Genomic DNA, 12,497 nt, shown 5'->3' with positions numbered 1-12,497 from the left:
GAAGCGGCCCCTTTCCTGGCGAGATCGTCTCGCCGCACACCATGGCAAAGCCCCGGAGTTAGCGAGATGATCGATCCCACCCAAGGTATCAGCAAGCGGCAAGCGGGCGACCCGAACGCCCTTCCGCCACCCCGCCCCGAGATCGCGCGGGACCGCGAGGCAGCCGGCGTCGTGGAGCCCGAAGCGGCGGCCACCGAGCGGCCGAAACCGGTGCCGCCGCAGGACCCGGTGCTGGAAGTCCACCTCGATGGAGAAACCATGCGGCTCTATACCGAGCTGCGCGACCCGGAGACGGATCGCGTGCTGATGCGGCTGCCCGCCGTCTACCAGGATGACGCGCGGAAGAACCCGCCCTCACCAGGGACGTCGTTCGAAGCATGACCGTCAATGCCATCAGCGTCGGCCTACCGACCGGCGTCGCCGGCTGGAAGCTGCTGCAGAACAAGAGCGTATCGGACTTCAAGGCCTTCACCAAGGACCCGATCCTGCAGCGCGACCTGGCCTATCTGCGCGACACGCTGCCCACCAAGGCCACAGCCAAGGACCTGCTGGCCGACCGCCGGCTGCAGGAGATGGTGCTGAAGGCCTACGGGCTGGATTCGCAGGTCGGCATGAACGCGCTGATGCAGAAGGTGCTGGAGAGCAACCCGTCCGACAGCAACTCCGTCGCCGCGCGCATGACCGATGCGAAGTACAAGAAGCTCGCCGCCGCGCTGAACTATGGCGGCCTGACGGTGCCGGAGATCCCGGCGGTCCCCTCCACCGCCACCTTGCAGGTGGAGGGCATCCGCAGCGGGCAGAGCTTCACCAGCTTCAGCGGCACCTTCGGCGGCATCAAGGTCAGCAACCTGGCGTTGGAGAATGTCGGCAACCGCATCGATCTCGCGGCGACGTTGCAGGCGGCCTTCCGCAAGGCCGATGGCAAGAACAGCGATATCAGCGTCACCGCGCTTGGCGGCAAGCTGATCTTCAGCGATGCCAAGGGGCGGGGGGAGGCGGTGGATTTCAGCTTCGTCGCCGATCCTGAGAGCACGGCGCGCGCCAGCCTGGCCAGCAACACCAAGGGCAGCACCGTGGTGGCGCAGCAGGGCGGCGCCAAGGTGGGAGATGCCTCGACGGTCGAGCAGATCGTGTCGCTCTACACCCAGGCGCGGTTCGAGGAATCGCTCGGCGAGACGTCGGAGACGCTGCGCAAGGCCATCTATGCCAAGCGGACCCTGCCCGGCATCACCAGCTGGTACAGCATCATAGCCGACCGCAACCTGGCCGGCGTGGTGCAGGAGGTGCTGGGGCTACCTGACAGTTTCGGCCGGCTGGATGTCGACCAGCAGAAGGCGATGTTCGAGCGGCGCATGAGCCTGAGCGACTTCCAGGACAGCGCCAAGCTCGGCAAGCTGCTGGACCGCTATGTCGCCAAGTCCAGCACGGCGGAAGCGCAGGCGATGGCCAGCAGCACCGGCGTCGCCAGCCTGATGCAGCCGGTGGCCTGGGGCGGGGATGCCTTTACCGGTGCCAGCGCCTCCGCCCTGCTCGGCATCATCTACCAGTAGATGGAAACGGGCCTCACGGCCCGCCTTCCTCCCGCAGCACGGCGCCGAGGCGGGCAAACGCCTCCGGCGCCGCGACGCGCTCGTCCACCTGCTGGCCCAGGAAGGCTTCCAGCGCCGGCTGATGGCGGATGGCGCTGTCCACCAGCGGGTCACTGCCAGCCCGGTACGCGCCGAGGCGGATCATCTCCGCCATGTCGGCGTAAGCGCCTAGTAAGCGCCGCGCCTCGGCCAACTGAGCGTTCTCGTCGGCCGAGTGGCAGCGCGGCAGGGCACGGCTGACGGAACGCAGCACGTCGATCGCCGGCCAGCGGCCGCGCTCACCGATGCGCCGGTCCAGCACGATATGGCCATCCAGGATGCCGCGCACCGCATCGGCGATCGGCTCGTCGTGGTCGTCGCCATCCACCAGCACGGTGAAGACGGCGGTGATATCCCCCTCGCCCTCCGGGCCCGGCCCGGCGCGCTCCAGCAAGGCGGGTAACTCGTTGAACACCGAGGGGGTGTAGGACCGCGCCGTCGCCGGCTCGCCGGCCGCCAGGCCGATCTCGCGCTGCGCGTGGGCCAGGCGGGTCACGGAATCCAGCAGCAGGAAGACCTGCTTGCCCTCGGCACGGAAATGTTCGGCCACCGCCAGCGTCGCTTGCGCGGCACGGCGGCGGGCCAGCGCCGGTTGGTCCGAGGTGGAGACGACGACGACCGAGCGCGCGCGCCCTTCCTCGCCCAGCGTCTGGTCAAGGAACTCGCGCACCTCGCGCCCGCGTTCGCCCACCAGGCCGACGACGATCACGTCGGCCTCCACGAAGCGCGCCAGCATGCCCATCAGCGTCGACTTGCCGACGCCGGAGGCGGCGAAGATGCCCATGCGCTGGCCGCGGCAGATGGGGGTGAAGACATCCAGCGCCCGCAGCCCGGTCTCCAGCCGCGGGCCGACCAGCCGGCGGGTCAACGCATCCGGCGCCCGGCGGCGCAGCGGCACCGCACGGCGGCCGGCGGGCAGCGGGCCCTTGCCATCCAGTGGCTGCCCCTGGCCGTCGATCACCCGGCCCAGCCAGGCATCGGACGGCGAGAGGGCCAGCGGCTCGTCCAGCCAGACGCGGGCGCCGGGTGCCAGGCCCTCGGTATGGCCCTCGGGCACCGCGACGGCGATGTCACCCTCGAAGGCCACGAATTCGCCCTGGACCGGCGGATGCCCGGGGCGCCGCACCATCATCCGGTCTCCGATGGCGAGGCCACCGCCGAGGCCCTCGATGGAGAGCGCCGCGCCGCGCACGGCGGCCAGGCGGCCCCAGCGGCTGGCGCGCGGCAGATCCTGCAACAGTACCGGCGCATCGGCCAGGGCGGCGGCCGGGCGGGTGCCGGGCGTCGGCGTGCCAATCGTGCGAAAGTAATCCATGATCGTCCCGTTCGCGAAGCGTTCTTGGCGCCATCATCGCGCCTTCGTTCTCGGACGTCTATGCGAAAAACACTCGACAGGCAGAATGCGAAAAAGCTATTCCTGCCTGCATCTGACCCAGGAGCAGATCGACCATGCTCGACGGCATCGACGTCTTCCGCATCACCGGCGCCCGCATGCGCCAGCTCTCCGAGCGCCAGAACGTGCTGGCGCAGAACATCGCCAATGCGGACACGCCGCATTACCGTGCCAGGGACGTGAAGCCCTTCCAGTTCGACAGCGCCTTGCTGCGGACCCAGGGCGGCGTGGCGCCGCTGCGGCTGGCCGGCGCCCAGTCCGGGCACATCACCGGCAGCCGGGGCGGCGCGGACGTCACGACCGACCGTGCCAATTCCTATAGCGAGGACCCCACCGGCAATACGGTGGACCTGGAGGAGCAGATGGTGAAGCAATCCGACGTTGCGAAAAATTACGATCTCGCGGCGCTCGTCTACAAGCGCAGCGCGGCCCTGATGCGCAGCGCCGTGAGTAGCCGCTGATGATCCGCATCGAGCCCATCGGCGGCACCGGGCCGCTGACCCAGGCGATGGCCACCGCGGCCTCCGGCATGAGCACCCAGGCGGTGCGCATGCGCGTGGCGGCCGAGAACATCGCCAACGCCTCCTCCACCGCCGCGACGCCGGGGGGCGACCCTTACCGGCGCAAGCTGATGTCCTTCCGGCAGAGCGTGGACCGGGCCACCGGCGCCCAGTTGGTGCGGACCGATTCCATCACCAACGATCAGCGGGACTTCCGCACGCAATACGACCCGGCGCACCCCGCCGCCGACGCCCAGGGCTATGTCCGCATGCCGAACGTGGACACGCTGATCGAGCAGGCGGACCTCCGCACCGCGCAGCGCAGCTACGAGGCCGGCATCGCGGTGATGCAGCAGGCCCGTGCCCTCTACGGCAAAACCCTCGATATCCTGAGGTCGTAAACACATGTCCAGCCCCATCCCGGCCATCGCGCCGGTCTCCGCCGCGCTGCGCGCCTATGGCGCGTCCTCGGCCGCCAACACTGGCGATTTCGGCGCCATGGTGGGCGATGCCGCCCGCAGTTCGCTGGCCACCCTGCGGCGGGCGGAGTTGGTCAGCGCCCGCGGCGTCGCCGGCACCGCCGACGTGCAGGAAGTGGTGCAGGCGGCCACCGCCGCCGAGCTGACCGTGCAAACCATGACGCAACTGCGCGACAAGGTGGTCGGTGCCTATACCGACGTGCTGCGCATGGCAGTGTGAGGCAGCCATGAACGAAGGCGACGTCATTGAGGTTCTGCGCAACGGCTTCTTCGCCACCATGGTCGTGGCCGGCCCGCCCCTGCTGGCCGCGCTGATCACCGGCGTCGCCGTCTCCTTCCTGCAGGCGCTGACGCAAATCCAGGAAGTCACCCTCTCCTACGTGCCGAAGATCGTGGTGACGATGGTGGCGGCGATGCTGTCGCTGCCGCTCGGCTTCGCCGCGCTGAAATCCTACACCGAAGAGATCGCGCAACTGATCGTGGGGCTCTGAGCCGATGAGCTTCCTCACGCGCCTGCGCCGGGCCATCGGCCACCAGGATCTGGTCTTCGCCGCCGCCATGGTGCTGCTGTTGGCCGTGCTGGTGCTGCCGATGCCGAGCTGGCTGGTCGATCTCGGCCTGGCTACCTCCATCACTCTCTCCGTGCTGATCCTGATGGTCGCCATCTGGATCGAGCGGCCGCTGGATTTCTCCGTCTTCCCCACCGTGCTGCTGGTGGCGACGCTGTTGCGGCTGGCGCTGAACCTGGCCACCACCCGCCTGATCCTGGCGCATGGCCACCAGGGGCTGGACGCCGCCGGCAGCGTCATCCACGGCTTCGCGAGCTTCGTCGTCGGCGGTGACTTCATCATCGGCGTCATCGTCTTCGCCATCCTGATTGTGGTGAACTTCATCGTCGTCACCAAGGGCGCCAGCCGCATCGCCGAAGTGGCGGCGCGTTTCAGCCTGGACGCCATGCCGGGCAAGCAGATGGCGATCGACGCCGACCTTGCCGCCGGTGTCATCGACGATGCCGAATCGAAGCGCCGCCGGCGGGAGCTGGAGGACGAGAACGGCTTCTTCGGCGCCATGGACGGCGCCTCCAAATTCGTCCGCGGCGATGCCATCGCCTCCATCATCGTCACCGTCGTCAACGTGCTGGGCGGCATCGTCGTCGGCACGCTGCGGCATGGGATGAACCTGGAAGCAGCGGCCGGCAACTACGTCACCCTGGCCATCGGCGATGGCATCGTCTCGCAGATCCCCGGGCTGATCGTCTCGGTCGGCGCCGGCATGCTGGTCTCCAAGGGCAGCGTGCGCGGCTCCACCGACAAGGCGTTCATCAGCCAGCTCGGGGCGCAGCCGAAGCCTCTCTATCTGGCGGCGGGGCTGTCCACGCTGTTCGCGGTGCTGCCGGGGCTGCCGTTCCTGCCCTTCATCGCCCTGGCGGCGCTGTCGGCCGGGGGTGGCTGGTTCGCGCATCGCGCCGTGCAGCGCCGCGCCGTCGCCGCAGCGGCCGAGGACGCGACGCCTGATGCTGCGCCGCGCGAGGAATCCATGGCCGAGCTGATCCGTGTGGATGACGTGCGGCTGGAACTCGGCATGGGGCTGGTGTCGCTGACGTCTGGCCGGCAGGGCAGTCTGACGGAGAAGATCAAGAAGCTGCGCCGCGCCTTCGGCCTGGAGTTCGGCTTCATCCTTCCCGCCGTGCGAATCAAGGACAACATGGATCTCGGCTCCGGCGAGTATTCGGTGCAGGTCCAGGGCGTCGAGATCGCGCGGGAGGCGCTGATGCTCGGCAAGTTGCTGGCCTTCGCGCCGGGCGGGCAGGAGATCGGCGTGCCCGGCATCGACACGCAGGAGCCCAGCTTTAAGATCCGCGCCCGCTGGATCGAGCCGCATCTGCGCGAGGGCGCCCTGGCGCAGGGCCTGACCGTGGTGGATGCGGAGACGGTGCTGACCACGCATCTCTCCGAAGTGCTGAAGGGCTACATGTCCCAGCTGCAGGGCTATGCGGCGACGCAGAAGCTGCTGGATGGGCTGGAGAAGGACCAGCAGAAGCTGGTCTCCGACCTCATCCCCGCCATCCTGCCGCTGGCAACGGTGCAGAAGGTGCTGGCGACGCTGCTGGCGGAGCGGGTTTCCATCCGCAACCTGCCGCTGATCCTGGAAGCACTGCACGAGGCCGCCGGCTTCACCCGCAACGTCTCCATGCTGACCGAGCATGTGCGGCAGCGGCTGTCCCTGCAGATCTGCCGCGGCCTGGCGCAGGAGGATGGCTACATCACCGCCATCCTGTTGTCCCCCGAATGGGAGCAGGAGGTCGGCACCGCCATCCATGAGGAAGGCGACCACCGCAGCTTCGCCATGGCGCCGAGCAAGATCCAGGACCTGGTGGGGCTGACGCGCACCCGCATCGCCGAGGCCGCCGCCAAGGGCGACTGGCCGGCGGTGCTGACCTCGGCGCAGGTGCGGCCGTTCGTGCGGCACCTGGTGGAGCGCATCAACCCGACCATCGCCGTGATCTCGCATGCCGAGGTGCACCAGCGCGCCAAGCTGCGCACCGTCGGGCAGATCTGACGCTTGGAGACCGCGCTTCCCCTGGCCACCTGGCTGCCGGCCGAGATCTACCGGCTGGCCCTGGTGTTCTGCCGTATCTCGGCGGCGCTGATGCTGCTGCCGGGCTTCGGCGAGCACGCGGTGCCGGTGCGCATCCGCGTGCTCGCTGGGATGGCGGCGGCGCTGTGCATCGCCCCGCTGGCGGGCCCGGCGGTGCCGGTGCCCGGCATCTGGAGCATCGTCTTCGCCGTGGGAATGGAGGTGACGACCGGCACGCTGCTGGGCACACTCTCCCGCCTGCTGCTCTCCGCCATCCAGACAGCGGGGCAGGTGATCGGCCAGAGCATCGGCCTCGGCAACGCCTTCATCTTCGGCATGGGCAATGACAGCTCGGCCATCCTCGGCGCCGCGCTCTATGCCGGCGGGCTGGCGGTGCTGTTCACGGTGGAGGGCCACCATACCGGCCTGCGCGCCCTGGCGGAGAGCTATGCCATGGTGCCGCTCGGCGCCCCGCCGCCGCTGGCGGGCTCGGCCGAGGCGATCACGGCCATGGCGGCACAATCCTTCCGCCTGGCCATACAGTTCTCCATGCCATTCCTGGCGTTGGCGATGCTGTTCAATCTGGGCATGGCCGGCATCAACCGCGCCATGCCGGCCATGCCGGTCTTCATGATCGGCGCGCCGGCGCTGTTGCTGGCCGGGCTGCAGCTGATGGCACTGACGGCGCCCGGCATCGTCTCGGAACTGCTCGGCGCCTATGCCGATGTCTTCGTGCTGGCGCGCTGATGGCCGAGGATAGCGGCCAGGAAAAAACCCTCGACGCCTCCCACCGCAAGCTGGAGCAGGCGCGCAGTAAGGGTGACGTCCCCGCCTCGAAGGAAGGCTCCAATGTCGGGTTGTATGCGGCGATGCTGCTGTCCGTCGGCCTCGCCGGCGGGCTGGCGGCGCGGCGTGTGGGGGAGATCCTGCTGCCGTTGATCGAGCAGCCTGATGCGTTCCTGGAACTGACCGGGCAGGGCTACCGCGCCGCGGCCCATGCGGCGATCGAGGCGATGGCGGTGGCCCTGCTGCCGGTGTTCGGCCTGCTGGTGGTGGGAGCGCTGTTGCCGCACCTGATGCAGAATACGCTGGTGATGACCACGGAGCGGCTGGCGCCGAAATGGTCCCACGTCTCGCCCATGGCCGGACTGAAGCGGATGTTCGGGCTGAAAGCGCTGTTCGAATTCGGCAAGAACACGCTGAAGGCCATGACCGTGGCCCTGGCCTGCTGGGTGGTCGGCCGGCCGTTGTTCGACGAGAGCATCGGCATGACCGCGCTGGACCCGGCGGCCTTTCCGGGCATCCTGACGCGGATGATCGTGGCGGTGCTGTTCGCCGTCACCCTGGTGGCAGCGGTGATTGCGGCGATCGACATCAGCTTCCAGCGCTTCGAATACGCCCGCCGGCAGCGGATGACGGTGCAGGAGATGCGGGAGGAGAACCGCTCCACCGAGGGCGACCCGCATGTGAAGGCGGCGCGCCGCAAGCGGCAGCGCCAGGCGTCCCGCGCGCGCATGATGGCCGACGTGCCGACCGCCACGGTGGTGCTGACCAACCCGACCCACTACGCCGTCGCCCTGCGCTACGAGCGCGGGCAGGACGATGCGCCGGTCTGCGTGGCCAAGGGCGTCGATGCGCTGGCCAAGCGCATCCGTGAGCTGGCGCAATCCTCCGGCGTCATGGTGATTGAGGACCGGCCGCTGGCGCGGGCGCTGCACGCCTCCGTCGAGGTTGGCGACATTATCCCGCCGCAGCATTTCGAGGCGGTGGCCAAGGTGATCGGCGTCGTCTGGGCGCAGAAGGGTCTGAAGCACGGCGGATAGAAATCCGCGCTGTGTCGCAGAAAAAGAGACAAACTGATTGACGCCGGCATGGTGCGCTGCGAAATTCAGCACGCGCCCACAACCCGGAGTGATCCCCCATGCCGACTTTGTACTCGCGCCGCGCCTCTCTCCTTCGCCTGCGCCAGGTCGCGCTGGCTGCCACGGCCGCTTCGGTGCTGGCGCCGCTTGCCGGCGCCCAGGCGGCGGAAGCCGCGAAAAAGGAGTTCGAATTCGTCCCGCTGGGCGACTTCACCGTGAACCTGCCGAGCTCCGGCCGGCGCATGGCCTATGTCGTCGTCTCCGTGACGCTGGAGACGCGCAGCGAGGAGACCCAGGGCTTCAAGGAAGTCTCGCCCTTGCTGCGGCAGGCGGTGCTGCGGCGGCTGATGGCGATGTCGGAGCGGAACCAGCTGCGCCCGGGGCAGACCGATCCCAGCCTGTTGCGGGACAGCCTGTATGACAGCCTCGCCCAGATCCGCGAGGAAGGCCTGCGCGACGTGGTCATCACGCGGCTGCTGCACAGCTGAGACGAAGCGCGCGGGGGCCGCGCTCCGGCGGCCCCCGACGGCTGCGCTTGCAGGCCGGTCCTGGCGGCGCATCTGCGCTGGCTCGTCGGCGGTCTGGCCCGGTGCGGCGGGTGCCCGGCGCTTCGTGCCGAACCCGTGCCGCGAAGAGACCCTGCGCCCCGGAGACCGCCGACGCGGCGTGCTACTGCGTCAGCCGTGCGACATTGTCGATGCTGACGGTGTTGCCGTTCTCCAGCGCCAGGACGAACTGGCCGCTGGTATCGCGCCGGACTTCAGAGATCTTGCCGGCGCTGCTGACACTGCCGGCACTCTGGCGGACATTGCTGGCGTCTTCGCCAACCACGCGCACCGCGTAGCTGCCGGCCGCCATGCGGTTGCCGTTGGCGTCCTTGCCATCGAAGGTAAAGGTGGTCTCGCCCTTGGCGGCGGCGACCGTGCGGGCCACGTTGTTGTTGCTGTCGAGCACTTCGATCCGCAGGTTCTTCAGGCTGCTGGTACTGGGCACCGTCACCGTCACCGGCGCGGCATTGCCGCTGGCGGGCAGGGTCAGGCCACTGACGGCGGTCTGCACGCTCTTGCCGATCAGTGCTGCATTCTGCGACAGGCTGCCGGCGCCGCTGACCTGTTCCAGGATGGAATTCAACAACGTGTTGCTCTTGGTCTGCTGCTCCACCTGGGAAAACTGGGCGAGCTGCGCCACGAACTGCGTCGGGTCCGTCGGCTGCATCGGGTCCTGGTACTTCATCTGCGCCGTCAGCAGCTTCAGGAACCGGTCGAAATCCTGGCTGGAGCTGCTGAGGCTGGTCGTCGGCGCCGCGGTGTTGGCGCCGGTGACGCTGCTGGTGGCGGCAATGCCGGTCGTGGCCATGGCAAGAAATCCTGCAAGAGGGGCGTCGGGGCAGGGTCAGGCATCCAGACCCTGAATCAGGCGATCAGGTCGATCAGGCTGTCCGAGCGGGGACGGAGGGGGGCCAGCGTGTCATCGGCGGCATCATCGGCCGCCAGTTCGGCGGCCTGCGCCGTGCGACGCTCCGGCTCGCCGCCCTCGCGCGGCGGCAGGCGGCCATGCTGGAGATCCAGTCCGCCGCTGCCGAGTTGCAGGCCGGCCTGCTGCATCTGCTGTTCCAGGCTGGCCCGGTCGTGGCGGAAGGCCTCGTAGGTTTCCACCCGCTCGGCGGTCATGGAAACCTGCACGGTGCCCTCGCGGAAAGTCAGCCGCACCTCGACGCGCCCCAGTTCCGGCGGGCGCAGATCGACCGAGATGGTCTCCACGCCTTCCGTTGCCGCCTGGCTGGTCCGCAGCACGATCTGCTGGCCGGCCTCCGCCACCTGGTGGGGCCGCAGCACCAGAGGCACGGCCGCTGCGGCTACCGGGCGGGCGGATTCGGCGGGGCGCTGCGCCTCGAAGCTGATGGCGGGCGGGGCCGCGGCCGGAAGCTCCGGCTCGACGGCTGGGGCAAGGGCGGAGGATGTGGCGCCCTTGGCGTCGGACTCGCGCGGCGTTGCCGGCATCTCCTTCCACGCCGTGGCGGCCAGGACCGGATCGGAGGCCTCGACGGGCTGCAGCGGGATGGGCACCGCCTTCTCGGCCGAGGTCTCGGCGCGCCGTGTGGGCGCCGCGGCGGTATCGCCGCGCCTGGCCTCGATCGGGCGCGGCGCGACGGAGGTGGCCATGGCCGCAACGATTTGGTTCCCGTCCTGCACCGGCGCCGCGGGCGAGGCGTCAGCAGGCTGCGGCGTCGCGATGGATTGGCCTGCGGCGGGGGTTTCAGGGGTCGCCGCGGACGGCTGAAGGCTGGGGCGCAGGTCGGCTGTGGCCAGCGTCTCCAGCCCAGGCTTCTGTTCCGGAGACGAGGGAAGCGCGAATGATGCGGACTTGGCCTCAGGCGTTTGCGGCTCAAGCGGCGCTTCGGTTGTGAGCGACAGTGGAAGCGTCGCGCTTTGCTGCGTTTTCGCAGGAGGCCGGGCAGCCTGAACAGGCATGGCAGGCGCGACGGGAATGGCGAGCGGCAGCGGCACATCCTGCGCCACCTCAGGCATCGCCGGCTCTGTCGGCAGTTCAGCGTCCTCGGCCACGCTGGCCAGGGATTCGGGCACAAGGGCAGGGGCGGGCTGGGCATTGCCGGGCCACTGGAACGGCGCCGCCAGGCCATCCGCCGCCTCGGCGGCAGCGGCCAGGGCGTCCCATGGCATGGCCGCGGGCATGGCGGGCTTGGGGCGAATGGCGGTGGGCGGCGCTGGCGCCTCGGCCCCGGGCTGGGGCATGACGGCAGGCGCGGTTGCTACCCCAGCCTCGCCCGCCGTCGCGGCGGCCAGGAGGTCGGCGAAGCCGGGCAGGACATCCGCGCCCGGTAGGGCGGCAGTGGGGCCGCCGGGGGCACGGCGCGGGCCGGCCTCCGCGCCATTGGCGCCCAACAGCAGGGCGGCCAGTTCAGTGCCGACCGAAAGCGCCATGACATTCTTCCTGGCTTCGTGATGCAAGGCCGCCGCCGGGATCGGCGGCGGGCATGGTCTCAGTTGAACAGATCGTCGACCGCATTCTGGCCCAGCCCGCCCTCGGCGGAGGAACTAGGGCCGTTCAGCAAGGCGGCATCGGAGCCGGCCGGCGCGCCGCCAGCATCTTGGGGCAGGTCTTCCTGGCGGATGCCCATCAGTGCCACCAGCGTGGCGATGCGTTCCTCGACGGAGCGCATCGCCGACAGCACCTTGCGGATGCGCTGGCCGGTAATGTCCTGGAAGGCACAGGCCATCAGGATGCAGGTCGCCGCATCGTCCACCTCGGCCAGGTCGGCCTTGGTGTCGGTGGAGGCGCCGCTGGTCAGCCGGCCGGACGCCGCCTGCGCACGCTCGGCCTGCTTCATGATCTCCATGGCGGCTTGCTCGGTCTCGTCCACCACGGCATCCAGCGTGTCGCCCAGCCCGGTGGGCGGCGGCGAGAGATGCACGATCTCGGCCCGCGTATCCGCGAGCAGCTTCGACATCCCCTGCATCTCCGCCATCACCTGGCTAAGGCGGTCACCATCCTCCGCGGTGCCCATGGGCATTCCGAGCAGCCGGTCCACCTCGCCTGAAATCGCGGCGACATGACCGGCGATACGCGCCAGGCCCTTCTCGGGCGCCGGCTGGGCTTGGGGGGCCACGGTCACCGCGCGCCCCTCTCAGCCCACGACAGAGGCGATTTTCGCCTTCAGCGTCTCAGCCGTGAACGGCTTGACGATGTACTGCGAGGCGCCGGCCTGCTTGGCCGCGATGACGTTCTCCGTCTTGCTTTCCGCCGTCACCATAATGAACGGCGTCTTCGACAGCGCGGCATCGGCACGGACATGCTTCAGCAGCTCAAGCCCCGTCATGGGCTCCATGTTCCAGTCCGAGATCACCATATCGTAGCGAGACACCTTGATCTTCTCGAACGCCTCGGCGCCGTTGCCGGCCTCCTCGACATCCTTGAAGCCAATCTGGTCCAACAGGTTTCGCACGATCCGACGCATCGTCGGGTAGTCATCCACCACCAAAATCTTCACGCCACGGTCCCCTTCTGATGCGGGCGTGGCCAACATTCCCGATCCCGTT

15 protein-coding genes are annotated in these 12,497 nt (G+C 69.2%); 10 read left to right on the top strand and 5 right to left on the bottom strand.

The window, feature by feature from the left end:
- Positions 1–66 precede the first annotated feature (66 nt).
- Entirely contained in the window at positions 67–381 is a 315-nt protein-coding gene (locus IBL26_RS12885; protein WP_187784898.1) for a hypothetical protein, read from the top strand.
- The gene (locus IBL26_RS12880; protein WP_187784897.1) at positions 378–1,550 is read left to right on the top strand and encodes a DUF1217 domain-containing protein; all 1,173 of its coding nucleotides are present in this window, start codon (positions 378–380) and stop codon (positions 1,548–1,550) included. Before IBL26_RS12885 ends, IBL26_RS12880 begins: the two co-directional genes overlap by 4 nt.
- Positions 1,551–1,563: 13 nt before the next feature.
- Here the strand turns inward: IBL26_RS12880 and IBL26_RS12875 are convergent, their stop codons facing one another.
- Positions 1,564–2,943, bottom strand: a complete 1,380-nt coding sequence (locus IBL26_RS12875) for a FliI/YscN family ATPase (protein ID WP_187784896.1) — start codon at positions 2,941–2,943, stop codon at positions 1,564–1,566.
- Between the two features lie 134 nt (positions 2,944–3,077).
- Here IBL26_RS12875 and IBL26_RS12870 point away from each other — a divergent pair, with 134 nt between their 5' ends.
- The 8 genes from IBL26_RS12870 (at position 3,078) to IBL26_RS12835 (ending at position 8,927) form a co-directional block, all read left to right on the top strand.
- Complete coding sequence (locus IBL26_RS12870; RefSeq protein ID WP_187784895.1) at positions 3,078–3,482, top strand: flagellar basal body protein; 405 nt, start codon at positions 3,078–3,080, stop codon at positions 3,480–3,482.
- On the top strand, positions 3,482–3,922 hold the full coding sequence (gene flgC, locus IBL26_RS12865; RefSeq protein WP_187784894.1) for a flagellar basal body rod protein FlgC: 441 nt from the start codon (positions 3,482–3,484) through the stop codon (positions 3,920–3,922). Before IBL26_RS12870 ends, flgC begins: the two co-directional genes overlap by 1 nt.
- Positions 3,923–3,926: 4 nt before the next feature.
- The gene (locus IBL26_RS12860) at positions 3,927–4,220 is read left to right on the top strand and encodes a flagellar hook-basal body complex protein FliE (RefSeq protein ID WP_187784893.1); all 294 of its coding nucleotides are present in this window, start codon (positions 3,927–3,929) and stop codon (positions 4,218–4,220) included.
- Positions 4,221–4,227: 7 nt separating this feature from the next.
- Positions 4,228–4,491 (top strand): flagellar biosynthetic protein FliQ, encoded by a 264-nt coding sequence (locus IBL26_RS12855; protein WP_187784892.1) that lies wholly within the window; start codon positions 4,228–4,230, stop codon positions 4,489–4,491.
- 4 nt (positions 4,492–4,495) lie between these two features.
- Positions 4,496–6,559, top strand: a complete 2,064-nt coding sequence (gene flhA, locus IBL26_RS12850) for a flagellar biosynthesis protein FlhA (RefSeq protein WP_187784891.1) — start codon at positions 4,496–4,498, stop codon at positions 6,557–6,559.
- 3 nt (positions 6,560–6,562) lie between these two features.
- Positions 6,563–7,324: a flagellar biosynthetic protein FliR gene (locus tag IBL26_RS12845; RefSeq protein WP_187784890.1), complete on the top strand. Its 762-nt coding sequence runs from the start codon at positions 6,563–6,565 to the stop codon at positions 7,322–7,324.
- A complete protein-coding gene (locus tag IBL26_RS12840; protein WP_187784889.1) occupies positions 7,324–8,400 on the top strand; it encodes an EscU/YscU/HrcU family type III secretion system export apparatus switch protein in 1,077 nt (358 codons plus the stop codon). Before IBL26_RS12845 ends, IBL26_RS12840 begins: the two co-directional genes overlap by 1 nt.
- A 98-nt stretch (positions 8,401–8,498) precedes the next feature.
- Positions 8,499–8,927 (top strand): flagellar basal body-associated FliL family protein, encoded by a 429-nt coding sequence (locus IBL26_RS12835; RefSeq protein WP_187784888.1) that lies wholly within the window; start codon positions 8,499–8,501, stop codon positions 8,925–8,927.
- A gap of 181 nt (positions 8,928–9,108) precedes the next feature.
- Here IBL26_RS12835 and IBL26_RS12830 read toward each other — a convergent pair whose 3' ends face one another.
- Genes IBL26_RS12830 through IBL26_RS12815 form a run of 4 tightly spaced genes read right to left on the bottom strand, consistent with a single transcriptional unit; the run spans position 9,109 to position 12,484 of the window.
- Positions 9,109–9,795, bottom strand: a complete 687-nt coding sequence (locus IBL26_RS12830) for a flagellar hook assembly protein FlgD (RefSeq protein ID WP_187784887.1) — start codon at positions 9,793–9,795, stop codon at positions 9,109–9,111.
- Positions 9,796–9,851: 56 nt separating this feature from the next.
- Positions 9,852–11,381: a flagellar hook-length control protein FliK gene (locus IBL26_RS12825; protein ID WP_187784886.1), complete on the bottom strand. Its 1,530-nt coding sequence runs from the start codon at positions 11,379–11,381 to the stop codon at positions 9,852–9,854.
- A 59-nt stretch (positions 11,382–11,440) separates the two neighbouring features.
- Positions 11,441–12,073: a protein phosphatase CheZ gene (locus tag IBL26_RS12820; RefSeq protein ID WP_367615424.1), complete on the bottom strand. Its 633-nt coding sequence runs from the start codon at positions 12,071–12,073 to the stop codon at positions 11,441–11,443.
- A 12-nt stretch (positions 12,074–12,085) separates the two neighbouring features.
- Positions 12,086–12,484, bottom strand: coding sequence for a response regulator (locus IBL26_RS12815; RefSeq protein WP_187784885.1), 399 nt, complete (start codon positions 12,482–12,484; stop codon positions 12,086–12,088).
- Positions 12,485–12,497 lie beyond the last annotated feature (13 nt).

It is taken from the genome of Teichococcus aerophilus (genome assembly GCF_014490485.1).
In the GTDB taxonomy this organism is placed as follows: domain Bacteria; phylum Pseudomonadota; class Alphaproteobacteria; order Acetobacterales; family Acetobacteraceae; genus Pseudoroseomonas; species Pseudoroseomonas aerophila.
Note: the sequence above shows the minus strand (reverse complement) of the source record. Positions and strands in the feature narration are given on the sequence as shown.

Bases quoted from the DNA above. Each gene is read 5' to 3' on its own strand.
- flhA (WP_187784891.1), top strand. From the start codon at position 4,496: ATGAGCTTCCTCACGCGCCTGCGCCGGGCCATCGGCCACCAGGATCTG.
- IBL26_RS12885 (WP_187784898.1), top strand. From the start codon at position 67: ATGATCGATCCCACCCAAGGTATCAGCAAGCGGCAAGCGGGCGACCCG.
- IBL26_RS12860 (WP_187784893.1), top strand. From the start codon at position 3,927: ATGTCCAGCCCCATCCCGGCCATCGCGCCGGTCTCCGCCGCGCTGCGC.
- IBL26_RS12870 (WP_187784895.1), top strand. From the start codon at position 3,078: ATGCTCGACGGCATCGACGTCTTCCGCATCACCGGCGCCCGCATGCGC.
- IBL26_RS12855 (WP_187784892.1), top strand. From the start codon at position 4,228: ATGAACGAAGGCGACGTCATTGAGGTTCTGCGCAACGGCTTCTTCGCC.
- IBL26_RS12825 (WP_187784886.1), bottom strand. From the start codon at position 11,381: ATGGCGCTTTCGGTCGGCACTGAACTGGCCGCCCTGCTGTTGGGCGCC.
- IBL26_RS12815 (WP_187784885.1), bottom strand. From the start codon at position 12,484: ATGTTGGCCACGCCCGCATCAGAAGGGGACCGTGGCGTGAAGATTTTG.
- IBL26_RS12840 (WP_187784889.1), top strand. From the start codon at position 7,324: ATGGCCGAGGATAGCGGCCAGGAAAAAACCCTCGACGCCTCCCACCGC.
- IBL26_RS12875 (WP_187784896.1), bottom strand. From the start codon at position 2,943: ATGGATTACTTTCGCACGATTGGCACGCCGACGCCCGGCACCCGCCCG.
- IBL26_RS12835 (WP_187784888.1), top strand. From the start codon at position 8,499: ATGCCGACTTTGTACTCGCGCCGCGCCTCTCTCCTTCGCCTGCGCCAG.
- IBL26_RS12880 (WP_187784897.1), top strand. From the start codon at position 378: ATGACCGTCAATGCCATCAGCGTCGGCCTACCGACCGGCGTCGCCGGC.
- IBL26_RS12830 (WP_187784887.1), bottom strand. From the start codon at position 9,795: ATGGCCACGACCGGCATTGCCGCCACCAGCAGCGTCACCGGCGCCAAC.
- flgC (WP_187784894.1), top strand. From the start codon at position 3,482: ATGATCCGCATCGAGCCCATCGGCGGCACCGGGCCGCTGACCCAGGCG.